The following is a 20,906-nucleotide window of genomic DNA, read 5'->3' as shown; positions in this document are numbered from 1 at the left end:
GTTGCGATAAGGTGCTACGCCGGCTCGACCATGCCCATCCAGTACTGCAGCTCCCCTTCCGGCAACGGCACGTCGTACTTGCGCACATACTCCAGCCGCCCGTCCGGGCCGATGCGGAAAACGGAAAGCGCCGCGGGAACGTGTTTGATCTCGCCGTCCCGCAGGACGTCCATCGCCTTGATGCTCGCTGCCACGAGCAGGCCGCCGGCAGGATCCAGCGCGAACGTCCTGACGTGGAAGGAACGAGTGTCCGCATTCTGGATGCGCACGGGTTCGCCGCTGGCCGGATCGATCTCGAAGACGGCGATACTGTTTTCGCCGTTCGCGAACACTTTTCGCCCTCCCGCCTCCACGGTCGCATCGGCACGATTGGCGACATAGACATGGCGCCCGTGAGGATGGACATGAATGGCCCCGACGAGCTGCCGCGGCCCTGCCTCCCGGGCGTTCTCCAGCGTCGTGACCACATATGCCGGCCGTGCTTCGACCGCGCCGTCCTGCACCCGGAACATGGCCAGGCGGTTGTGGCGTTCGTCCGCCACGTACAGCCACGGCTTGCCCGGGTGGAACGCCACGTGGCGCGGTCCGAATCCGAATCCGCCCTCCGGCGCGACCACCTGCCCCGCGACCAGCCGACCATCGTCCATGGGATAGATCCGCAGCGCTCCCGGATCCTCGGGCCTGCCATTGGCCGCATGGTTTCCCCTGTCGACGATCAATGCCGACCGTGCGTTGGGAAAGGTCATCACCTGGTGCGGATAACTCCCGAAATCGGTCTGTTCGCCTTGCCCGACCTCTTCCCCGAGCGATCCGTCGGGCCGTATCCTATGGACCGTCACCCACGATCGCGGGAAGTTGTGCGCGTTGATGACGAACTTCCCCCGCGGATCGACGCAGAGATGAACCGCCCTGGCGGCCAGGCCGCGCGTCTCGCCGAGCTGGCGCAGCCCGCCCGCCTCGTCGATACGGAAAGCGGTGACCTGGTTGTCCCTGGAATGCGTCCGGGGGCCGGAACTGGCGGTCGTCACATACAGAACCGGTAGCGCCGGATGCCTCCAGGCATATTGCACGCGATTCGGCATCCGGAATTCCGCCCGCCTCGTCAACGAGGCCCGGGCCCGATCGATCTCATACAGGGTCAATACATCCCCCACCGCGCCGTACAACACCACCGTGCCGCTCATCGGTTTCTCCTGTTCATTCAGGAACCTGCCTGCGCCGGGGAAAACATCGGAATGGCGTACTCCCCATCGGTGGGAACGCATACGAGCCTGACCCGCTGCCCGATCCGGACACGGTCCAGGTCGGTATCCACGATGTTCGTCATCATGATCGGCCCTTCATCCAGCTGTACATAGGCGATGCAGTAAGGCGTGTCCGGTCCCTTGCGGGTGACGCTGAACGTATAGATCGTCCCGGTGCCTGCCGCCGGCTTCAACTCGACATCGCTGCTCCAGCAGAACGGGCATAGGCATCTCGGGTAGTGATGGAGTTCCCCGCATGCCCGGCACGCGCCGACAAGCAGGCTTCCGTTCCGGGCCGCGATGAAATATTGCTCGTCGCCCGGGTTCAATGCGGGGTCCCCGGGTATTTGGACTTCGTTGCGCTGCTCCGTCATCACGCCTCCCGTTCCATGATCAAGGTCGCCGCGCCATGGCGGTGGCCGATCGCGCCGCCTATGCCTGATGCCAGCGCCAACGCGCACCCCGGGACCTGCAATTCCGGGTGCGCTTCCCCCCGGAGCTGCCTGACCGCCTCGATGATCTTCGTCATCCCGCCACGGTTGGAAGGATGGTTGTTGCACAGGCCGCCGCCATCCGTGTTCACCGGCATCCTGCCTATGCCCGCGACCAGGTTTCCGTCCTGGACGAACCGTCCGCCCTCGCCCTTCTTGCAGAAGCCGAGGTCTTCCAGTTGCAGCAGCACCGTGATGGTGAAACTGTCGTAGATCGAGGCGTACTGGATGTCGCCCGGCCCGACGCCCGCGGCCTCGAAGGCCCGGGGGCCGCTCCAGGCCTGTCCGGTGTAGGTCAGATCGATCTTTCCCGCATCCTGGTGCTTGGTGGTTTCTCCGTATCCCTTGATGCGTATCCGGGGCCGATGCAACTGCGCGGCTACCTCCGCACGCGCGACCACGATCGCTCCCCCACCATCGGTGACCACGCAGGAATCGAGGCGATGCAACGGATCGGAGATCAGCGGCGACGCCAGGACCTCCTCCACGGATACCGGCTTGCGCAGCATCGCGTTGGGGTTGTGCCGGGCGTGGCGCGACGCCGCAACCTTGACCCACGCGAGTTGCTCCGGCGTCGTCCCGAACTCATACATGTGGCGCATCGCGCACATGGCGTACAGATTCAAGGTCACCGGCCGATACGGCATCTCGTAGGGCGATTCAGGAAGATTCGCACCCCTGACCCGCACCTGCGTTCCGGATATGCCTTCGGACCTCGGACGGCCAGCAAGGGTGATCAATGCAACATTGCATCGGCCGGCGGCAATCGCCTGCGCGGCGTGCGCCACGTGCATGAGGTACGAACATCCGCCCATGTCCGTGGAATCCAGGTATTTCAGCTTGCGCAGGTTGAGATAGTTGGCCAAGGACCACGGGTTGGCGCCCGGCGCGTCACCGGCACAGAAGAACCCGTCGATGTCGTCCTTGGACAAACCCGCGTCCTCGACCGCTCCTTTCGCCACCTCGGCATGCAGCCTCGCGACGGAATGGTCCGGCGCGTGGCGCAGCGGGTGCTCGTAGGCCCCGACGATGTACGCATGATCATTTATCGCCATTCCGCCCCCAAGAAGTTCCATTCATTGAAACCAATACCATCTATAGGAACTCATGATAGCATACTGACCACGGCGCGAGGCAACTGCCGATCCGCCCCGATAGCGCAACAGAATTGAGGTTCCCCCATGAACGACGAGGTAGTCAGCTACGAAATACGTGAACGCGTAGGCATCATCACCCTGCGCAATCCACCCGTTAACGCCCTGGCGCCCGGCATGCGCGAGGGCATCATCGACCTCGTCAAGGCGGCCAACGAGGATCCGGCGGTAGATGCGATCGTGCTGACGGGAGCCGGCCGCAACTTCATAGCCGGAGCCGATATCCGGCAGTTCGGAAAAACGCGCGCGGTAACCAGCCGGACCAGCGCCGCGGCCATCGAGGCCAGCGAAAAACCTGTCGTGGCGGCCATGGACGGCTATTGCCTGGGTGGCGGACTGGAACATGCCCTCGCCTGTCACCACCGCATTGCGACACCGGCCGCCAGGCTCGGCCTGCCGGAGATCAAGCTGGGCATCATTCCCGCCGGCGGCGGCACCCAGCGGCTCCCCCGGTTGATCGGCGCCGCGGCCGCGCTCGACATGATCCTCTCCGGCAGGCAGGCCGGCGCGGACGAAGCACTCGCCTTGGGGTTGATCGACGAGATCGCCACCGGAGATCTGGTGGCGTTCGCGGCGGGCGTTGCCCGCCGGATCGCACTCGAACGGCCGCTGCGCAAGACATCCGCCCTGACGGCATGGCGGACCGCCGACCGGGAAAAACCGGAAATCATCGAAATGGCACGCCAGGCGGCAGCCCGCAAGAAATCGCCCTTGAAAGCGCCAGGCTATGCCATCGAACTGGTGGCCGCCTCGCTGAGCGTGGATGTCGATGCGGGCATCGCGCTCGAGCACGATCGTTTTTCCGAACTCGAGGACTCCGACGAAGCCAAGGCCCTGAGATACGCATTCTTCGCGGAGAAAACGGCCGGCAAGATCCCCGGCATCGCGAAGCCACCCGCGGGCGACGGAGTCCGTTCCGCCGCGGTGGTGGGCGGGGGAACCATGGGCAGCGGCATCGCGATCGCCTTCGCCGATGCCGGCATTCCCGTCAAGATGCTCGAAGCCACGCCCGAGGCCCTGAAACGCGGCATGGAACGCATCCGGTCGACCTACGATGCACGCATCCGGCGCAAGCGCCTCACCCCGGCACAGATGCAGGAACGGCTGGCCCGGATCGAGCCGGCGAGCCGCTATGAAAGCATAGGTGACTGCGACGCCGTCATCGAGGCGGTATTCGAAAGAGTCGACCTGAAGATGGACATCTTCGGCAAGCTGGACGTCGTGATGAAACCTGGCGCCCTGTTGCTGACCAATTCGTCCGCGATCGACATCAATGTCATGGCTCGCGCCACGAAGCGGCCAGGATCCGTGGCCGGCGCGCATTTCTTCGCTCCGGCGAACGTCATGAAGCTATGCGAGATCGTTGCCGGGGACGCCACCACGATCGACACGCTCGGCCGCGCCGCGGCGATGGGACGAGCCTTGGGCAAGATCAGCGTGGTCGCCGGTTCCTGCGACGGTTTCGCCGCGAACCGGAGCCGGGCGCCGCTCGTGACCGAGATGATGCTGCTTCTCGAAGAAGGCGCCCTGCCCTGGCAGATCGACAAGGTCATGATGGATTTCGGCTATCCCATGGGGCCATTCGCGGTCAGCGACCTGTCCGGCCTGGACGTCAGCTACGACACCCGCAAGCGCCGCGCCGCCGCAGACCCTGACTATCGCAAGCTCCACGTGCCGGATCGCCTGGTCGAAATGGGCCGCCATGGCCAGAAGAATGGCGCCGGCTGGTATCGGTACGAGAATAACGACAGGACGCCCCGCCCGGATGCCGTCGTCAACCAGGTCATCGCCGACATCGCGCGGGAGTTCGGCATCCCCCAAAGGGAGTTCACGGACGAGGAGATTCTCCACCGGCTGCTGTTCGCCTCGGTCAACGAAGCATGCAAGATCGTCGACGAAGGCAAGTCCTTTCGCGCGAGCGACATCGATGCGATGTGGCTCAATGGCTTCGGCTTCCCCCGGCATCGCGGCGGACTGATGTACTGGGCGGATGGCATAGGCGCGCCCGCGATCCTGTACCAGGTCCAGGCATGGCACGAACGGTACGGCAAACGCTGGAAACCCAGCCCGCTGCTGGCCCGGGTCGCCGGCGAAAACGGCAGGCTGCGCGAAGCCGTCGCTCCTGAAACGGCGTTCTTGCCCTCCCTGGTTCCCCAGCCCTCGACCCACTCCACGAAATGATGGACATGAACGATCCAAACACGGCACCGGCCACGGCGCAAGCATGTGCCGGCGTCCCATACAAGACCTGGCAGTGCGTACTCTGCGGCTTCATCTACGACGAGGCCGCGGGCATGCCCGGCGAAGGCATTCCTCCCGGAACCCGCTGGGCGGACGTGCCCGAGACCTGGATCTGTCCGGAATGCTCCGCGGGCAAGCAAGACTTCGAAATGATCGAGATTTGAATGGCATGGGCCCCATGGCGGGGCACCCTTACTATCAGGAGACGAAATGCCCAGCAACGTCACAGTGGTGATCGGCGGCGACTGCGGGCCGACCCACGGCCCGTCGGAAGGATTCCCCGTCGAGGGATATACGGAACTCATCGGCCCGGTGCTGCGCGCCGCGGACATCCGGTTCGTGAACTGCATGCGGACCTACTCCAACCGTAACGTCCGCGCCGAACACGCGCCGCAGGTGGGACAGCCGATCGAAATGGCCGACATCTACTCCCATGGCGGATTCGATGCCGTCACGATGTCCAACAATCACAGCTTCGACAGCGGCCCCGAGGCCATGCTGGACACTCGCGCGCTGCTGACCGAGCGGGGCATCCAGGTAACGGGGGCGGGCCGCGACCTCGACGAGGCCCGGCAACCAGCCATCGTCGAACGCAATGGCGTCAAGATCGGGTACCTCGGGTACACCTCGGTCGCGGCGGCGGGCAGCGAGGCGGGAGCCAATCGCCCGGGCGTCACCGCCATCCGGATCAAGACGATGTACGAGACGCGCGGTCCGCACCAGCCGGTCCGTATCCACACCGAGCCCGACGCGGCGGACCTGTCCCGCCTGCTCGACGACATCCGGGCACTGCGCGCGAAGGCCAACGTCGTCGTCCTTGCCTTTCATTCCGGTGTCATCCGCCTGCCCCGGGTCATCTCCGACTACCAGGTCATCGTTGCCCACGCCGCCATCGACGCGGGGGCCGATGTCGTCGTCGGCCATGCGCCGCACGTCCCCAAGGCGATCGAGGTCTATCGGGGGAAACCCATTTTCTACAGCCTCGGGGTTTTCGCCATGACCAAATCGTTCGCGGCCCCATCCTGGAAGGAGCCCGCCTGGATGCATGGCGCCGTGCGCAATCACGCGGATCTCGACCCCGCTTTCCCGCTCATGCCCTATGGCAAGGACTGCACGACAGGGCTGCTGGCCAAGATATCGGCCTCGCCCTCGGGAGTGAGCCGGATCTCCTTCGTTCCCATGTCGTTCGACGACCGCTATCGTCCGGAACCGCTCGAGCAGGCAGATCCCCGGTTCGCCCAGGTTCTCGACTATATGGAATGGGTGTCGGAAGACATGCCGCACAAATTTGTCGTCGACGGCAACGAAGTCGTCGTTCTCGCGGAGTAATCATGGATCTTGGCATTCAAGGCAAGACCGCCGTGATAACCGCCTCCAGCGGGGGGATGGGGCGCAACATCGCGCATGCGCTGGCCGCCGAAGGCGCGAACGTCGTGCTTTTCGCCCGCAGCGCCGACAAGCTGCAGGCCGTCGCCGACGAAATCCGGGAGAAATACGGGGTTCGCGCCATCGCCGTGCCCGGCGACATGCTGGCGCAGCCCGATGTCGCGCGATTGCGGCAAACCGTCGGCGCGGAGCTGGGAGGTCCGGACATTCTCATCCTCAATACCGGCCGTGCCCCCAATCCCCTGCGCGCGACGCTGGATGAAACCGATGAAACGCGCTGGACACAGGCCTACCAGAACCAGCTCTGGAGCGTCATCCAGGTCGCCACGGAACTCGTTCCGGCCATGCTCGGGCGGGGATGGGGCAGGATCATTGCCGTCACCTCGGCCTCGGTCAAGCAGCCCATGCCTCACCACAGCCTCTCCACCGTCTTCCGGGCCGGCGTGGGCACCTACGTCAAGCACCTGGCCAATGAAGTGGGCCATGCGGGCATCACGGCCAACTGTGTCGCCCCCGCCTTGATCGACACGCCGCATCGAAGCGGCCAGGGCGCCTACACGCCGGAACAGACCGCCGCCAGGGAAAAACTCACGCCGCTTGGCCGCATGGGCTCGCAGGACGAAGTCTGCGGCGTCGTCGCGTTCCTGGCATCCAGGCAGGCCGGATTCGTCACCGGGTCGTCCATCAACGTGGAGGGGGGCATGGTGGGCGCCATCTTCTAGCCCCCTTCAATGGCAACCAGAAGATCACTGGAGACCGTCATGAACAAGGCAATGCAGAACCCTCGTCGTTCCACGCTGGCAATTGCTGTGCTTCTCCTGGCCGGATCCCAGGCCGCCTGGGCTCAAGGCCGGGAAGCCGGCAACAGCGAGGCCTACCCCGACAAGACGATCCGGATCATCGCGCCGTCGTCGCCGGGAGGAGGGATAGACGTACTGGCACGCTTCCTCGGCGCCAAGCTGACGGAAAGCTGGGGCAAGACCGTCGTCGTCGACAACCGTCCGGGGGCGGGCGGCATCATCGGAACGTCCGCGGTAGCCCAGGCCAGCCCGGACGGCTACACGCTCCTGCTCATCGCCGGCGGCTATACGCTGAACCCCAGCCTCTACAAGAAGCTGCCGTACGACACGATGAACGATTTCGAGCGGATTTCCCTCCTGGCATGCGCACCCAACATGCTGGTCGTCCACGCATCCATACCGGTCAAGTCGGTAGGCGAACTCGTCGCCTACGCCAGATCCAGACCGGACGGCCTGACTTTCGGCTCCTCCGGCATAGGTACGACCAGCTATCTTTCGGCGATGCTCTTCCAGCAGAGGGCGAAACTGCAAATGGTCCACGTCCCCTACAAGGGCGCCGGACTGTCGAACAAGGCCATGCTGGCCGGCGAGGTGAACATGCTCTTCTCGGCCCCCCACGAAATGGTGCCATATGCTCGGGAAGGCCGGGTCAAGCCACTCGCGGTGACGTCATCGCAGCGCCTGCCGCTGGTCGCCGACGTCCCGACCTTGGCGGAGGCGGGTTTCCCGGGCTTCGAAGTGAACACCTGCTACGGCATGCTGGCGCCGGCGAAGACGCCCACCGCCATCATCGAAAAACTGAGCAGGAAGCTGGCGGACATCCTCGAAACCCCGGACGTGCGCAAACAGCTGGAGAGTCTCAGTTTCACGCTTATCGGCAGCACCCCCCAGGCCTTCACGGACTGGGCCCGGAAAGACCTGGCCCGATGGTCCACCGAACTGCGCGAGGCGGGGATACAACCCGAGTGATCGACAGCGTTCCGGCCCGGCCCGCAACCGGCGCCGGAGCGCTTCGCTGCTCAGGCGGAATTGGCCGCCAGGCAGATCTGGTTGAGCCGCTCGACCACATACCGGTGCACCAGGATACCCTCCTGGCGCCTGATTTCCCTTTCCCTGAAACCTCGTTCGGACGGCACTCGGATCTCGGAAACACCCGCCTGGCGCGGCAAGGCCTTCACCTTGCCGAGCAGTTCGTCCAGTTCGGCAACGAACTGTTCGCGCGGCATGAGCAATTCCGGGTCGAATGCGACGAACAGCGAACCGAAGTCGCTCACCTCGCCCAACCTGAACCGGGAACCCGCCAGCAGGCCCATCGCCTGGATGGCCAGCGATACGCCATAGCCCTTGTGCCCGCCGAACGGAAACACGCCGCCGTCCTTCAGCTCGCTCGCCACCCGGGTTGGCGCGCCACGTGCATTGATGCCGACGATCTCAGAAAACTCCTCGCCCAGGAATGACTTGAGCATGATCTCACCGGTCATCACCGCACCGGTGCCCATATCGAAAATGAATGGATTGTCTTTCCCCGGCAAGGCGATCGCGAGGGGATTGGTGCCAAGAATCTTCCTGGCGGCCCCCGGTGGAACGACCGTGGGCGTGCTGCTGCCGAAATACACCACCGCGTATCCGGCCCTGGCGATGCGCTCGAGATAGTACGCATTGCGACCGGCGAACCAACTGTTCCGAAGCCCCACGACCGCGACGCCGGAACCCCTGACCTTCTCCAGCACGACATCGACGGCGCGTGGAATCGACACGTACCCGACATGATTGCCGCCGTCGAGCAGCGCCGAGACCGCAGTTTCCTTGACAACGGACACGGGCTGGCGCGGCCATTGCAGCTCGGGCCTTTCGGCAATCACCAGTATCCGGGGCAACCCTGCGAACTCGTAGCCCCACGTCGCGGCATCCACCAGATGTTCGGCCACCATCGCGGCCTCGTCCTGGGTAAAACCGATCTTGAACAACGCGGCCTCGCCGAGGGCTCGGGCCTCGGCAACGCTCATTCGTACCGTGTCGGCGGTCGGTTCGTCCAGCAATCGGGTATTCATGGCATCTCCGGTGGAGGGGGTCACTGGGCAGGTTGCAGATGGTTCATCAGCTTGCGGACCGACGTATCCGATGACAGGCGACGGACACTCTCGACCATGGAAGGAACGTCCAGGCCAAGTCCCGCCAGTTCGCTCAGCCTGGAGAACTTGTCCACCCTCTCCTGCTCGGAACACGGACTACCCGGGGTTCCGTGCGCATCCTGCGTTCTCGCCTCGAACCGGGATCCGTCCTTCAACAAGACGACGACACGGCAGGCGAAGCGCTGGGGATAGACGGCGTCCGCCTCGGCGTCCACCTTCAGTTCCACTTTCGAGGCCAGAGCGCGTCGCTGGGGATCCCGGATCCGCTCGCCGCCGTATTCGCCGGGATTCATCGGATCTCCCGTCAAGGCCACCGCCGTGCAATATGGAATGCTGTACTGGGCATCCATGGTGTCGACGATCTCGGTACTGCCGTTGTACTGGACGGCGAACGAACTCGTCGCGACCGTCACCTTCTCGACCTCGGCCGGGTCCAAGGAACGGCTCGCCCGCATCGCGAGCAGCAATTGGACGACACCTTGTATCCAGCCACAGATCGGATAGACCTTGACCCACACGTCATCAAGCGCCCATCGGGCCCCCAACTGCGCATCGAGCAAATCGGGCCTGGCGGATGCGCCACCGAACGCCTCGATCAGCCCGAACTTGCCGTCTATCGCGCCGGGCGGAGCGGTAAAGCCCCGGTCGGCCAGCATCACGGCCCGCACCGCGGCCTCCGCGGCCCGGCCCGCATGCAGCCTCTTCACCATGCCCGCGCCGCCGCCGGTCGCAAAATTCTTGATGCCCGACGCGCACGAGCATGCCAATCCCACGGCCCACTGGAGCTTCTGGAATTCCAGCCCCATGCATACGCCGGCGGCGACCGCGCCCGCCACCGGCCCGACGACACTCGTCTTGTGGAACCCCCTGCTGGATGGATCCGTTCCCAGCGCAAGACTGATACGTTCGGTTGCCTCGTATCCCGCGACGATCCCCCTGAGCAGCGAGAGACCGTCCGCATCGACAGCCTCCGATGCCGCCAGGGCTGCCGGGACGACGACCGCCCCGGGATGGATCAAGGCGGCGGACAACAGGTCGTCCAGCTCGAATCCGTGCATCGCCGTGCCATTGCACAGCGCGGCCTGGCTCGCCCCTGCCCTGCGCGGCCGGCCCAGAATGCTGGAGCGTCCCTGGCAGCCTCCCGCCAGGACATCGTCCTGAATTATTTTTCCCCAGGGTTGCTGTGATCCGAGCAGGCCGCAACCCAAGGTATCCAACAGGCACCACCGAGCCTTGTCCGTCGCCGCCGATTCCGGCATCTGCCCGACGCCATGCAGAAACTCGAGCAACCGATTGGCATTGCCTGGCGCCGCACTGGCGCCGATGCGGGTCGGCATGGACATGGCTCAGTCTCCATCAGATGTTCTGGCGTATTCTTCGATGGTACCATTCAAGTTTCGATAGCCAGTCTTAGTTTCAATCAATGAAATAACTGGATACCCCCATGGACTTGCACGGAAAGACTGCTGTGATTACCGGAAATCCCTATGGAATCGGCCGGGCCGCGGCGGCTCTCTTCACGGCGGCTGGCGCCCGCGTCATACGCCTGGATGACAGCGCGGACGGCTGGTCCCGTCCTGGCGGCGACCGCCCCGCATCTCCGGATTTTCTCGTCGACGTCACGAACGAGGACGACGTGCGCCGGATCGCAAAGGAATGCGCCCGCTCCGTCGCCGGGGTCGACATCCTCTTCAACCTGGCCGGCCGGGTGGTCGAACAATCCTTCGAAACCACCACCAGCCAGACCTGGGCCGCGATGATCGGCCGCAACCTGACCGCGGCGTTCGTCTGCGCGCAGGGCTTTCTGCCCCTGATGAAGCAGCGTCCCGGAGGGTGCGTCATCAATCACGGATCGATAGACGGCGTCCTGGGCAACCCGTCCATCGCCGCCTACTCGGCCGCCAAAGGGGGGCTCGTGGCCTTGACTCACGTCATGGCCCATGATCTCGGCCGATACGGCCTTCGGGTCAACTGCATTTCCACGGGCGGAATCCGGGACGGCATCGTCCGCCCCAAGGATGAGCAACTGGTCGCGCTCACCCCTTCCCGCCGGACCGGAACCCCCGAGGACGTTGCCCATGTGGCGCTGTTCCTGGCGAGCGATGCCGCGGGCTACGTCAACGGCGCGAACATCATCGTGGACGGTGGCCGCAGCACCATCACGCAGGGCTGCTACGGCGACCCGGGCCGGGGAAGTCAAGTATAGTAGGCAGGATCCCGGCGGGAATTCCGGGCAATAAAACCCATTTCATAAGCTGGCACCCCTTTCCTGGCAGATGACCTCGACATCATGATGCGCTCCGTACAAAGAATTCTTGCGATCTTCGAATCCTTCACGGCCGACCGCACGAGCCTCACCCTGCAAGAGATATCCGACAGGATAGATCTTCCGAAATCGACGGCATTCCGGATCGTGCACAGCCTGGAGAAAGCCGGCTACCTGATCCGGCTCGAAGATCAGCAGTACTGTCTTTCCCTCCGGTTCCTCAGGCTCGCGGGGCTCGTGAAAAGCACGCTGGGCATACGCGAGATCTCGCGGCCCATCATGGCTCGCATCGCCGAGGAAGTCAGCGAAACGGTCTCCATCCATACCATCATCGGCAAGAACCGCGTCTGCGTGGACGCGGTATCCGCGGCATCTTCGCTGCGCAGCGTGATCCAGCCCGGCGAACAGGTTCCCCTGGTCGCGGGTTCCGCCACCAAGGTTCTCCTGGCCTACATGCCGAAGAAGGACCTCACGCCGCTGCTGTCCGCGCTGGCTCGGGCGCGCAAGCTTACCCAGGCGGAAGTCGTGCGCGAACTCGAAGAAGTCCGCCAGGCGGGATTCTCGATCTCGCACGGCGAGCGGCTGCTTGGCGTGACCGCGATCTCCGCCCCCATCTTCGACGTCAACGACGACGTGAAATACTGCATGTCCATCGGCGGCCCGACGATACGCATGCAGTCCAACGAGAAGCGCTTTACCAAGGAACTCCTGGAAGGCACGACGGAAATCTCCCGCCATTTCGGCGGATCGGTCGGGGCAACACTGTAATACCGGCGGCACGGCGCTACAGCCGGTTCAGGATCCGTCCGCCATCGACCAGCAACGACACGCCAGTCACGAAACCGGCCTCCTCGGAAGCAAGATAGAGCGCGGCATTGGCCACGTCCCATGCCGTTCCCTGCCGCTTCAGCGGGACTTTGGCGGCGCGCTCGGCTTCCACGGTTTCCCGGGATTTTCCGAACTTGCTGACCCGGGCTTCCACCGCCATGGGCGTCCCGATCAGGCCGGGAAGAATCGCGTTTGCCCGGATGCCGTACCCGGCGTTCTGCAAGGCCAGTTGTTCGGTGAAAGCAATCACGCCCGCTTTCGACGCCTTGTATGCGACATAGGGATAAAGGCCAGGCCCGGCCGCCGAGGCAACGTTGATGATGGCTCCCGCTCCCTGCTTGCGCATGATGGGAACGGCATGTTTGCAGGCGAACACGGTTCCCCTGAGATTCACCCGGCTCACGAAATCGAAACTCTCTTCCGTGATGTCGAGCAGATCGGCGTCGCCTCCGGCCAGGCTGATGCCAACATTGTTGTGCAGGATGTCGAGCCGGCCCCACAGCCTAAGCGCCAGTTCCATCGCCGCGGCCAGATCCTCCTCGACCGTCACGTCCGCCTTGCAGGCCACGGCCTCGAATCCTTCCTCCACGATCAGCGCGGACGTCGCTTGCGCCGCTTCGGGACTGCGGTCGCAGACCAGCACCCTGGCGCCCTCCCGGGCAAAACGCATGGCCGCCGCCCGCCCGTTGCCCGTCCCTTCCCCCGGACTCTGGCCACCGCCGATAACCACCGCCACCTTCGCCCGCAGGCGCTGGCCAGTCGACCATCCTTCGCCGACTCGAGAAGATCCGCTCATCGCTCCTCCATTCATTGATTTTTTTCAGGCAGGAATACCGAGGATGTGTTCCGCCGCCCGAAGGCCGGTCACACCCGACTTGACCAACCCGCCCACATACCCGTGCCGGGTACCACCCTCCAGGCCACCCGATGCACATCCCACCGCGTAGAGATGCGCGACGGGAGTCCCCGTTCCCGTGACTACCCGTGCGTGCGCATCAATGGCGATCCCCCCCATCGTGTAGGTGATACCCGGCAGCACGGGAAAGACATGGTAGGGCGGCACCGCGAGCGGCCACGGCTTGTACTTGTCCGCACTGCGCTCCGGGTCGAGGCCGGCGGTCGAACCATTCGCCACCGCCCGGTTGTACGCCGCAACCGTGCTGGCCAGGCCCGATGCATCGATCCCCGCCAGCCCGGCGACGGCTTCGATGGAATCCGCCTGGTACATCGTTGCCCCGAGCCTGGCCAGCAACGGATTCGGCGAAGTCATCCGAAAGGTTCCACATTCTTCCCAGATCCGCTGGTCAGTGACGACGAAGTGGTCGCCCGGACCGGAGCGCGCGGCAATCCGATTGGCAAGAAAGACCCCGCCCAGGCCCTCGTCGGCAATCCGTTTACCCGCCGCATCGACCACCACCCCCGCCGTCGCCAGGTAATCCAGGTAAGGATACGGAGAGAGGGCCTCGTTCCACGCGGCATCCTTCGACAGGAGATGACCATAGAAACCCCGCAAATCGCTGGCCGCGCCACCCGCCTCCTGCGCCATCCGCAGACCGTCGCCGCTGGAGGCCCGCGAATTCCTTGCCAGCACGCGGCCCGGATCGGGAGCGATCCATTCCCTGACCAGCCCCGGATCCGACTGGAATCCACCGTCGGCGATGATCACATTTCCGGCGCGTACCTCGAACGGCTCGGACGACTGCGTCAAGCCGCGAAGACCGCCGATCCCTTCTTGCCGCGTCTCCAGTCCGGTGGCCCGGTGCCCACGCAGCAGGCTCCCGCCAAGCCCGTTCAATGCTTCTTCGAGCATTTGCAGCGCCACGTCGGGCCCGCGCCCTTCCCACGCAGCGCCCTGCGGCGATACCGCCGGCGGAGCCATCACGAACCGCTGATAGGCGTACGGCCCCTTCATGAAGCGAACACCGAGCGTCCTCAGCCAGTCGATCACCCGCGCCGCCTCATGCGCCACCATCCACGCCAGGGCGGGATCGGCCTCTCCACCCGTGGCCGCGAGTATCTTCGATTCCAGCACCGCGGGCGCTTCCAGGACATCCGACGCGCAGATGTGCCACACACCAGCACTCAAGCGCGAATTGCACAGGTAGCGCTCGCCGGACTGGCGCTCCAACACCAGGACGCGCAAACCTCCCTGGGCGCACCTCACCGCCGCGACCAAACCGGAGATCCCCCCTCCGATCACCGCCACGTCGCAGACATACTTCCGGTCCGAAGCCATATGCCGTCCCCGGTTCACATTCTGTCGGTTCGTCCGCCATCCACGAACAAGGTCTGCCCGGCGATGAAGCTCGCCTCGTCGGAGGCAAGAAAGAGCACGCTGTTGGCCAGCTCGATGACCTTCCCCGGCCGGTTCAGCACGGCCATGCCGGCACGGGCAGCAACGTGTTCCTTGACTTGCTCCGGGGTCCGGGTACTGCCGGTCAGGGGAGTCAGGAAGAATCCCGGCGCGACGCAGTTCACATTGATGCCGCTGGGCCCGAGTTCCCGCGCCAAGGTCTTGGTCAGCTGTATCACTCCGGCCTTGGCCGCCGCGTAGGCGGCGTTGCCTCCCGGCGAACCACCCGCGGCATGGGCGGAACACCCGGTACCGGAAACGGATGCGATATTGACGATCTTCCCGTAGGACTGACTGACCATCGCCGGCGCAACCGCCTGAGCGCAGAAGAAAACCCCCTTCAGGTCGACATCCAGCACGGCGTTCCAGTCCTCCGAAGCGGCCTCCAGGAACGGACGGTAGCGGGTCACCCCCGCATTGTTGATCAGCACATCGATGCGCCCGAACCGTTCCTGCACCGCTGTGGCGAAATGCCTCACCTGGTCCCTCGCGCTGACGTCCACGGCGTAGTGCGCAGCCGACCCGCGCGAGCCCGCGCCATTGATCTCGTCCGCCGCCCTGGCGCCGGCCTCGGCGCTGAGGTCCGCGATCACGACACGCGCCCCCTCTTCCACGAACCGGTCGGCAATGGCCCGCCCGATTCCAGAAGCTCCTCCGGTAATGACAGCAACCCGATCCAACAGCCGCATGACGCCTCCTTACCCCTGGTTCGCCGACACATAAATGATTGAGATTCGATGGCCGCATGGTATCATGAGTTCTGTTAATCAATACCAGTTCCATTATTCGAAACCTTAAAGGGAGACAGCCATGCTTTGGATGATCATGAGCACGGACAAGCCGTCGCAACTGGAGACACGCAACCGCCTGCTCGCCGAGCACCGCAAGTACCTGGACGACAACGCCCGACACATCTTCTTCACCGGCCCCCAGGAAGAAGACGACGGGTCGGCCAATATCGGCAGCCTGTACATCGTCAACGCCCCGACGCGCGGGGATGCCGAGGCGTTCGTCCACAACGAACCCTTCTACCGCGCCGGCGTCTTCGACACGGTGGTGATCCGGCGCATCCGGAAAGGTCGATTCTTCCCCGAGCGGGCGGCCTGAGACTCCCCATCCCCGCCCGCTCCAACCGATCGACCGGAATCCAAATGCAAGAGCTCAATTACGAAGCCGTGGTCATCGGCGCCGGCATTGCCGGCCTGTCCACCGCTCTACGTCTGTCGGAACTCAAGATCAGGACCGCCGTCCTCGAAAAGGGAGTCGACGATGGATATCCCTGCAATACCCGTATCGCGGGGGGTGCTTTCCACGTTGCCCACCGGGACGTGGACGACCCGCCCGAAGTCATACTCGAAGCCATCAATCAACGGACGCGGGGCACCGCGAACCCGGAGCTCGTCCAGGCCCTTGCCGGCGACATCCACGGAGCGACGGCATGGCTGAAAGCAAAAGGCGTGCGCTTCATCAAGGTCGGACACGAGATCTTCAGAAAGCACTCCCTGGCGCCCCCCATCAACCTGAACCAAAGCAGGTATTGGGAAGGACGCGGAGGCGACGTGCTGATCCGGACGCTGACTGCGGAGCTGATCAGGAACGGCGGTGAAGTCCTGCTCGGCACCAGGGCGAACACGCTGGTCATGGACGCGGACCGATGTATCGGGGTGGACGTGCTGCGCCAGGGCACGCCACTGCGGGTCCACGCGGGGGCCGTCGTCATCTGCGACGGCGGCTTCCAGGCGAACCCCGAGCTTGTCGCTCGCTACATCACGGGCAGCCCCGAGAAGATCAGGCAGCGGAATTCGGGAAGCGGCACCGGCGACGGGCTGCAAATGGCGATGCAGGCGGGTGCTCAGGTCGTCGGCATGAACCGGTTCTACGGGCACATCCTTGCCCGGGAAGCCATGGGCAACGACGCCCTGTCCCCGTTTCCGATCGCCGACTTCCTCTGCGGCGCGGGGATCGTCGTCGATGCCTCGTGCCGCCGCATCGCCGACGAAGGACGCGGCGGAGTCTATCTCGTCAACGCCATTGCCGGCCAGGACGACCCTCTGGGCACGGTTGCGATCTTCAACGAAGCGGTGTGGACCGGGCCGGGGCGCGAATTCATTTCGCCGGCCAATCCGCAACTGTCCCAGAAAGGGGCGACCGTATACACGGCCTCGACCGTCTCCGAACTAGCCGAAAAACTGGACCTGGATCCCCAGCACCTGGAGAAAACGGTGTCGGACTACAACGACGCCGTCGAGCAGGGAAAAACGGAATCCCTGGCCCCTCCCAGGACCTCCGACCGCCTGAAGCCCTACTCCCTGCGCCAGGGTCCGTACTTCGCGGTTCGCCTGTGCGCCGGCATGACGTACACGATGGGTGGCCTGGCCATCGACGGCAAGTCTCGCGTCATGGACGCGGACGACAGGCCCATTCCCGGGCTGTACGCCGCCGGCTGCGCCGCGGGCGGGCTGGAAGGAGGCGAGCATGTCGCCTACCTGGGCGGCTTGACCAGATCCACGGTCACCGCGCTGCGGGCCGCCGACCATATCGCCGCATGGCAAAGGAGCCCAGATGGCCACCCCCAATGACCCGTATCGGATACTGAATCTCATCGTTGCCCGCGGCGACCTCCTGCCCCCCGTTTCCGCCCTGGCTCTGCTGTTGCTCAGCATCTGGGTATGGCTGGCGCACGGCTATCCCGTCGCCCTGCCCATCGGCGCCGCGCTGGCGGCGTTCCTGTACCTCATCCTGCGCAGCTATGTCGAACTGGTGAGAGTCATCGTCGATATGCTGCTGCCCAAATAGCCGGTTTCTCGGCCTGCCCGATGCAAAAAAAGAGGGGAGCAAGGCGCAAGCGCCGCTCCCCCACTTTCCCCATTCACTCCAGGTCGCTCTTGGGGAACTCCAGGACCAGGACCTCGGCGCCATCCTTGCCCGCTTCAATGGTATAGGGCGACTCGCTGTTCTCGACAACGACCATCGACCACAACGCCAGCTCCGCGCCCTCGTGAATGATCGAGCCATTGCCGACAAACACGTAGTAGCCTCCGGACTGGCGCGGATCCGGCCCTTCGACCGTCATGCCCGCCCCCAGGCGCACGACACTTGCATGCATCTCGTCGTCTTCGCCCTTGAACATGGTCTCCCATGAAACATCCTTTCTCGACCGCAGCAGCGGCTCAATCGAGAACGCGACCGGCTCGGACGTCAGATTGCGCCGCTTGCTGGGCTTCAAGCGATCGCGGTAACCCTCCGCGTTCAGGTAGACCGGCTCCGAGTTCCCCGTGAACATCCGCAAGGCAACGAAGGACAGGCCTTGCGGACCGGCCGTGATCGGTCCATAGGCCGTGTGGTGATCCTTGAACTGAATCGTCAGCGGCTTCAACTGCTGTCCCCGGTTGCCGATCGTTCCAGATCCCGCGATGAACAACTGGAACATGGAAACGCCATGGAAATGCGGCACGAGGGACTCGTCCGCGTCCAGCTCCGACATCGTGGCCTGCGGACCGGGTGCGCGCTCCCTGGAACTGCGAGGTCCGAAGAACACCGTCCCCCAATGAAGATGCCCGGTACCGGGCGAAACAATCTCGATACGCTCTGAAAGCGCTTCTGCACCGCTGCGTGCGTAAATCATGATCAGCTCCTATGTGCCAAGCTCGGTTTGGATATCGCCACCAGGAGAGCTCACCCCTTCCCAGCCAACTTGGTTCGTATCTTATCATGAGGTTTTATTGAATAGCACAGGTTCCGAACAATGAAACCAAAAGACGAGTAATTGAACACGACCGACGGCCCCGCCAACAAGTTCCGAACATTGAAACTAATTTCACTCAATGATAATTTTTAAGGTAGTCTGTGCAGCGGCGATCGACGATCAGGCGACCACAGGTCACCTGGAGCTGGACGCAAGAGACAAACTACTCAGGCAGGAGACACCCATGTGGTTGCAGAAGCGCGTTCTATCTTTGGTCTGTGGCATCTCGCTGGCCGCGGCCACGATTCCCGTCCAGGCATCCGACTTTCCTTCAAGGCCGATCAAGATACTGATCGGATTCAGCGCGGGAGGATCGACCGACGCGGTGGCCAGGTACTACGCCTTGAAGATGGGGGAAGCGCTCAAGTCGCCCGTCGTCGTGGAGAACAAGCCGGGCGCCTCCCAGCTCGTCGCCATACGCGGCACCACGTCTGCCCGGCCTGACGGCTACACACTGTTCCTGGCAACAGGTTCTTCCCTGTCGCAGGGACCCGGCGTCCGCACCGATCTGCCCTACGACCCCCTGAAAGACTTCGAGTTCGTCGCCTTGGCGGCGTCGGCGCCGGGCGCGATCATCGCATCCCCCAAGATCCCCGCGAAGACCATAGACGAACTGCTGCAATACGGCAGGGACAATCCGGACAAGCTGAACTATGGCTCGTCGGGCGTGGGCTCGGCCAGCCATCTGCAAACCGAGTATCTGCTCAACGCCGGCCATAGCCATGCCATTCACATTCCCTACAAGGCCGATGCCGAGATCATGAATGCCATTGCCGAAGGCTCCGTCCACTTCGGACTGGGGCCCTTGCAGGGTGCGGTGCCACAGATTCTGAATGGCAAGGTACGCGGCATCGCCATCACGGGCTCTCAACGCTCCAAGGCAATCCCCGACGTCCCCGCGTTATCGGAATCGAAAACACCGGGACTCGGTGGCGTGGATCCTTATACGTACTATGGCCTCCTGGCACCCAGGGGCACCCCTTCCGACGTCATCGCCAAGCTCAATGCCGCGGTGAATGCCGTGTCTCGCGACCCCGATGCCATCAAGTACCTACAAGACAAGTTCTTCGATCCTCAAGTCAGCACGCCTGAGAGTTTCAAGAAGTTCGTCACCGAGGACATCGCCAAGTGGCAGGGTTTCAGAAGCAAGATCAACCTGAGCAACTGACGACCCCGGGACTGCCGCGTTCCGCAGTCCCTATCAATGTGCTGCCAAAGCACACCGGAGGATGACATGAAGACAAATCGACGCCGGCATTTGATGGCCGTGACGGCGGTGGCCGCGATGGTGGCCAGCCTGCTCTCGCCCGCGGTCGCCAGGGAAGCCGCCTACCCCGCCAAACCCATTTCCCTCCTAGTCGGCTTCGCCCCTGGCGGCTCGGGCGATTTCGTCGCTCGAGCCATTGCCCAGTACCTCGGTCCGGTACTGGGCCAGACCATCGTCGTGGAGAACCGGCCGGGCGCCAATGGCCTGGTGGCGGCGACGCACGCGGCGGCGGCGAAACCCGACGGCTACACGCTGCTGATCACGACCATGGGCTTGACCACCAACCCCTATCTCTACGGGACGGACAAGGCCGACCCGATCAAGGATTTCACACCGATATCGATGGTCGCCGACGTGCCCAATGTGCTCGTCACCCACCCGGCGATCCCGGGCTCGGATCTGGGCGCTTTCATCAATGGACTCAAATCCCGCCCCACCCCGCTTTCGGTCGCCACCACGGGGCAAGCCGCACCCGGGCACCTGGCGAGCGAACTCCTGCAACGCGCGGCGGGCGTCAAGTTCGACTTCGTCGCCTACAAGGGATCCGCCCCTGCGCTGACCGACGTCATGGCAGGCCACGTCGATGCATCGATGCCCACCGTCGTCGCCGCGCTCGCAGGCATCAAGTCGAACAAGCTTCGCGCGCTCGCCGTCACCGGCGCGGTTCGATCGCCCCTCCTGCCCGACGTACCCACTTTTGCGGAACTCGGCATCTCCGAGATCGGCACCGCTTCGGGTTGGTACGGCATGGTGGCGCCGGCCGGTGTACCTCCTGGCATCGCCAACCGGCTGAGCCAGGAAATACGCAAAGTGATGGAGACCCCGGAGGTCCGTGCACACTTCCTGACACAGGGCGCGACGCCTCGGACCATGACGAGCGCGGAAATGGGCCGCTACATCGCGGATGAGTACTCCCGCTGGGGAACCATCATCCAGCAGTCCGGGATCAAGGCGGGCAGCCAATGACGCGGAGCGCCGGGATGCCTCGCATCCCGGCGC

General features: G+C 64.2%; 20 protein-coding genes and 1 pseudogene. 12 read left to right on the top strand and 9 right to left on the bottom strand.

Annotated elements, in window-relative coordinates; translation table 11 throughout:
* Positions 1-14: 14 nt before the first annotated feature.
* The 3 genes from AC1Q6E_RS16680 to AC1Q6E_RS16670 are packed head-to-tail and all read right to left on the bottom strand — an operon-like array spanning position 15 to position 2,790.
* Positions 15-1,184, bottom strand: a complete 1,170-nt coding sequence (locus AC1Q6E_RS16680; protein WP_492573124.1) for a lactonase family protein — start codon at positions 1,182-1,184, stop codon at positions 15-17.
* Positions 1,185-1,201: 17 nt separating this feature from the next.
* On the bottom strand, positions 1,202-1,618 hold the full coding sequence (locus AC1Q6E_RS16675) for a Zn-ribbon domain-containing OB-fold protein (RefSeq protein ID WP_152799204.1): 417 nt from the start codon (positions 1,616-1,618) through the stop codon (positions 1,202-1,204).
* A complete protein-coding gene (locus AC1Q6E_RS16670) occupies positions 1,618-2,790 on the bottom strand; it encodes a thiolase family protein (RefSeq protein WP_492573123.1) in 1,173 nt (390 codons plus the stop codon). Before AC1Q6E_RS16670 ends, AC1Q6E_RS16675 begins: the two co-directional genes overlap by 1 nt.
* Before the next feature lie 126 nt (positions 2,791-2,916).
* On the opposite strand from AC1Q6E_RS16670, the gene AC1Q6E_RS16665 reads away from it, so the two are divergent.
* The 5 genes and pseudogenes from AC1Q6E_RS16665 (at position 2,917) to AC1Q6E_RS16645 (ending at position 8,285) form a co-directional block, all read left to right on the top strand.
* Positions 2,917-5,070 (top strand): 3-hydroxyacyl-CoA dehydrogenase NAD-binding domain-containing protein, encoded by a 2,154-nt coding sequence (locus AC1Q6E_RS16665; RefSeq protein ID WP_492573122.1) that lies wholly within the window; start codon positions 2,917-2,919, stop codon positions 5,068-5,070.
* A 59-nt stretch (positions 5,071-5,129) separates the two neighbouring features.
* Positions 5,130-5,294: pseudogene (locus tag AC1Q6E_RS16660) on the top strand (rubredoxin); the annotation flags it as partial.
* Positions 5,295-5,340: 46 nt separating this feature from the next.
* Positions 5,341-6,459 (top strand): CapA family protein, encoded by a 1,119-nt coding sequence (locus tag AC1Q6E_RS16655; RefSeq protein WP_152799195.1) that lies wholly within the window; start codon positions 5,341-5,343, stop codon positions 6,457-6,459.
* 2 nt (positions 6,460-6,461) lie between these two features.
* Positions 6,462-7,238 (top strand): SDR family oxidoreductase, encoded by a 777-nt coding sequence (locus AC1Q6E_RS16650; protein WP_492573121.1) that lies wholly within the window; start codon positions 6,462-6,464, stop codon positions 7,236-7,238.
* Positions 7,239-7,277: 39 nt separating this feature from the next.
* Positions 7,278-8,285, top strand: coding sequence for a Bug family tripartite tricarboxylate transporter substrate binding protein (locus AC1Q6E_RS16645; RefSeq protein ID WP_296554936.1), 1,008 nt, complete (start codon positions 7,278-7,280; stop codon positions 8,283-8,285).
* Positions 8,286-8,335: 50 nt separating this feature from the next.
* On the opposite strand, the gene AC1Q6E_RS16640 is transcribed toward AC1Q6E_RS16645, so the two are convergent.
* Positions 8,336-9,367 carry an Ldh family oxidoreductase gene (locus AC1Q6E_RS16640; RefSeq protein WP_492573120.1) on the bottom strand — a complete coding sequence of 344 codons (1,032 nt, stop codon included), beginning with the start codon at positions 9,365-9,367 and terminating at the stop codon, positions 8,336-8,338.
* A gap of 20 nt (positions 9,368-9,387) precedes the next feature.
* Positions 9,388-10,791 carry an MmgE/PrpD family protein gene (locus AC1Q6E_RS16635; RefSeq protein WP_296554938.1) on the bottom strand — a complete coding sequence of 468 codons (1,404 nt, stop codon included), beginning with the start codon at positions 10,789-10,791 and terminating at the stop codon, positions 9,388-9,390.
* A 101-nt stretch (positions 10,792-10,892) separates the two neighbouring features.
* On the opposite strand from AC1Q6E_RS16635, the gene AC1Q6E_RS16630 reads away from it, so the two are divergent.
* Together AC1Q6E_RS16630 and AC1Q6E_RS16625 are read left to right on the top strand one after the other, a co-directional pair.
* Complete coding sequence (locus AC1Q6E_RS16630; protein ID WP_152799178.1) at positions 10,893-11,654, top strand: SDR family NAD(P)-dependent oxidoreductase; 762 nt, start codon at positions 10,893-10,895, stop codon at positions 11,652-11,654.
* An 84-nt stretch (positions 11,655-11,738) separates the two neighbouring features.
* Complete coding sequence (locus AC1Q6E_RS16625) at positions 11,739-12,482, top strand: IclR family transcriptional regulator (protein ID WP_492573119.1); 744 nt, start codon at positions 11,739-11,741, stop codon at positions 12,480-12,482.
* Between the two features lie 16 nt (positions 12,483-12,498).
* Here the strand turns inward: AC1Q6E_RS16625 and AC1Q6E_RS16620 are convergent, their stop codons facing one another.
* From AC1Q6E_RS16620 to AC1Q6E_RS16610, 3 genes are read right to left on the bottom strand one after another with little or no spacing between them, the layout of a single operon-like run.
* Positions 12,499-13,338 (bottom strand): SDR family NAD(P)-dependent oxidoreductase, encoded by an 840-nt coding sequence (locus tag AC1Q6E_RS16620; protein WP_152835800.1) that lies wholly within the window; start codon positions 13,336-13,338, stop codon positions 12,499-12,501.
* 24 nt (positions 13,339-13,362) lie between these two features.
* Complete coding sequence (locus AC1Q6E_RS16615; RefSeq protein ID WP_152800229.1) at positions 13,363-14,778, bottom strand: FAD-dependent oxidoreductase; 1,416 nt, start codon at positions 14,776-14,778, stop codon at positions 13,363-13,365.
* A 14-nt stretch (positions 14,779-14,792) separates the two neighbouring features.
* The gene (locus tag AC1Q6E_RS16610; RefSeq protein ID WP_152800230.1) at positions 14,793-15,584 is read right to left on the bottom strand and encodes an SDR family NAD(P)-dependent oxidoreductase; all 792 of its coding nucleotides are present in this window, start codon (positions 15,582-15,584) and stop codon (positions 14,793-14,795) included.
* Between the two features lie 121 nt (positions 15,585-15,705).
* Between AC1Q6E_RS16610 and AC1Q6E_RS16605 the strand changes: the two genes are divergently transcribed.
* From AC1Q6E_RS16605 to AC1Q6E_RS16595, 3 genes are read left to right on the top strand one after another with little or no spacing between them, the layout of a single operon-like run.
* Entirely contained in the window at positions 15,706-16,002 is a 297-nt protein-coding gene (locus tag AC1Q6E_RS16605) for a YciI family protein (RefSeq protein WP_152800231.1), read from the top strand.
* 44 nt (positions 16,003-16,046) lie between these two features.
* Positions 16,047-17,474 carry an FAD-dependent oxidoreductase gene (locus AC1Q6E_RS16600; protein WP_152800232.1) on the top strand — a complete coding sequence of 476 codons (1,428 nt, stop codon included), beginning with the start codon at positions 16,047-16,049 and terminating at the stop codon, positions 17,472-17,474.
* The gene (locus tag AC1Q6E_RS16595; RefSeq protein ID WP_152800233.1) at positions 17,458-17,691 is read left to right on the top strand and encodes a hypothetical protein; all 234 of its coding nucleotides are present in this window, start codon (positions 17,458-17,460) and stop codon (positions 17,689-17,691) included. Before AC1Q6E_RS16600 ends, AC1Q6E_RS16595 begins: the two co-directional genes overlap by 17 nt.
* A 73-nt stretch (positions 17,692-17,764) precedes the next feature.
* On the opposite strand, the gene AC1Q6E_RS16590 is transcribed toward AC1Q6E_RS16595, so the two are convergent.
* Positions 17,765-18,520, bottom strand: a complete 756-nt coding sequence (locus tag AC1Q6E_RS16590) for a hypothetical protein (protein ID WP_296554943.1) — start codon at positions 18,518-18,520, stop codon at positions 17,765-17,767.
* Between the two features lie 304 nt (positions 18,521-18,824).
* Here AC1Q6E_RS16590 and AC1Q6E_RS16585 point away from each other — a divergent pair, with 304 nt between their 5' ends.
* Both AC1Q6E_RS16585 and AC1Q6E_RS16580 read left to right on the top strand, forming a co-directional pair.
* Positions 18,825-19,808 carry a Bug family tripartite tricarboxylate transporter substrate binding protein gene (locus AC1Q6E_RS16585; protein WP_152800234.1) on the top strand — a complete coding sequence of 328 codons (984 nt, stop codon included), beginning with the start codon at positions 18,825-18,827 and terminating at the stop codon, positions 19,806-19,808.
* A gap of 66 nt (positions 19,809-19,874) precedes the next feature.
* Complete coding sequence (locus AC1Q6E_RS16580; RefSeq protein WP_152800235.1) at positions 19,875-20,873, top strand: Bug family tripartite tricarboxylate transporter substrate binding protein; 999 nt, start codon at positions 19,875-19,877, stop codon at positions 20,871-20,873.
* Positions 20,874-20,906: the final 33 nt, after the last annotated feature.

The organism is Pigmentiphaga sp. MLSB6-MA01, from assembly GCF_058793475.1.
This window is presented reverse-complemented; position numbering and strand designations above follow the sequence as displayed.

Coding starts and splice junctions, on each gene's coding strand:
- AC1Q6E_RS16635 (WP_296554938.1), bottom strand. CDS start 10,791: ATGTCCATGCCGACCCGCATCGGCGCCAGTGCGGCGCCAGGCAATGCC.
- AC1Q6E_RS16600 (WP_152800232.1), top strand. CDS start 16,047: ATGCAAGAGCTCAATTACGAAGCCGTGGTCATCGGCGCCGGCATTGCC.
- AC1Q6E_RS16630 (WP_152799178.1), top strand. CDS start 10,893: ATGGACTTGCACGGAAAGACTGCTGTGATTACCGGAAATCCCTATGGA.
- AC1Q6E_RS16590 (WP_296554943.1), bottom strand. CDS start 18,520: ATGATTTACGCACGCAGCGGTGCAGAAGCGCTTTCAGAGCGTATCGAG.
- AC1Q6E_RS16665 (WP_492573122.1), top strand. CDS start 2,917: ATGAACGACGAGGTAGTCAGCTACGAAATACGTGAACGCGTAGGCATC.
- AC1Q6E_RS16640 (WP_492573120.1), bottom strand. CDS start 9,367: ATGAATACCCGATTGCTGGACGAACCGACCGCCGACACGGTACGAATG.
- AC1Q6E_RS16605 (WP_152800231.1), top strand. CDS start 15,706: ATGCTTTGGATGATCATGAGCACGGACAAGCCGTCGCAACTGGAGACA.
- AC1Q6E_RS16580 (WP_152800235.1), top strand. CDS start 19,875: ATGAAGACAAATCGACGCCGGCATTTGATGGCCGTGACGGCGGTGGCC.
- AC1Q6E_RS16620 (WP_152835800.1), bottom strand. CDS start 13,338: ATGAGCGGATCTTCTCGAGTCGGCGAAGGATGGTCGACTGGCCAGCGC.
- AC1Q6E_RS16645 (WP_296554936.1), top strand. CDS start 7,278: ATGAACAAGGCAATGCAGAACCCTCGTCGTTCCACGCTGGCAATTGCT.
- AC1Q6E_RS16625 (WP_492573119.1), top strand. CDS start 11,739: ATGATGCGCTCCGTACAAAGAATTCTTGCGATCTTCGAATCCTTCACG.
- AC1Q6E_RS16610 (WP_152800230.1), bottom strand. CDS start 15,584: ATGCGGCTGTTGGATCGGGTTGCTGTCATTACCGGAGGAGCTTCTGGA.
- AC1Q6E_RS16650 (WP_492573121.1), top strand. CDS start 6,462: ATGGATCTTGGCATTCAAGGCAAGACCGCCGTGATAACCGCCTCCAGC.
- AC1Q6E_RS16675 (WP_152799204.1), bottom strand. CDS start 1,618: ATGACGGAGCAGCGCAACGAAGTCCAAATACCCGGGGACCCCGCATTG.
- AC1Q6E_RS16670 (WP_492573123.1), bottom strand. CDS start 2,790: ATGGCGATAAATGATCATGCGTACATCGTCGGGGCCTACGAGCACCCG.
- AC1Q6E_RS16595 (WP_152800233.1), top strand. CDS start 17,458: ATGGCCACCCCCAATGACCCGTATCGGATACTGAATCTCATCGTTGCC.
- AC1Q6E_RS16615 (WP_152800229.1), bottom strand. CDS start 14,778: ATGGCTTCGGACCGGAAGTATGTCTGCGACGTGGCGGTGATCGGAGGG.
- AC1Q6E_RS16585 (WP_152800234.1), top strand. CDS start 18,825: ATGTGGTTGCAGAAGCGCGTTCTATCTTTGGTCTGTGGCATCTCGCTG.
- AC1Q6E_RS16680 (WP_492573124.1), bottom strand. CDS start 1,184: ATGAGCGGCACGGTGGTGTTGTACGGCGCGGTGGGGGATGTATTGACC.
- AC1Q6E_RS16655 (WP_152799195.1), top strand. CDS start 5,341: ATGCCCAGCAACGTCACAGTGGTGATCGGCGGCGACTGCGGGCCGACC.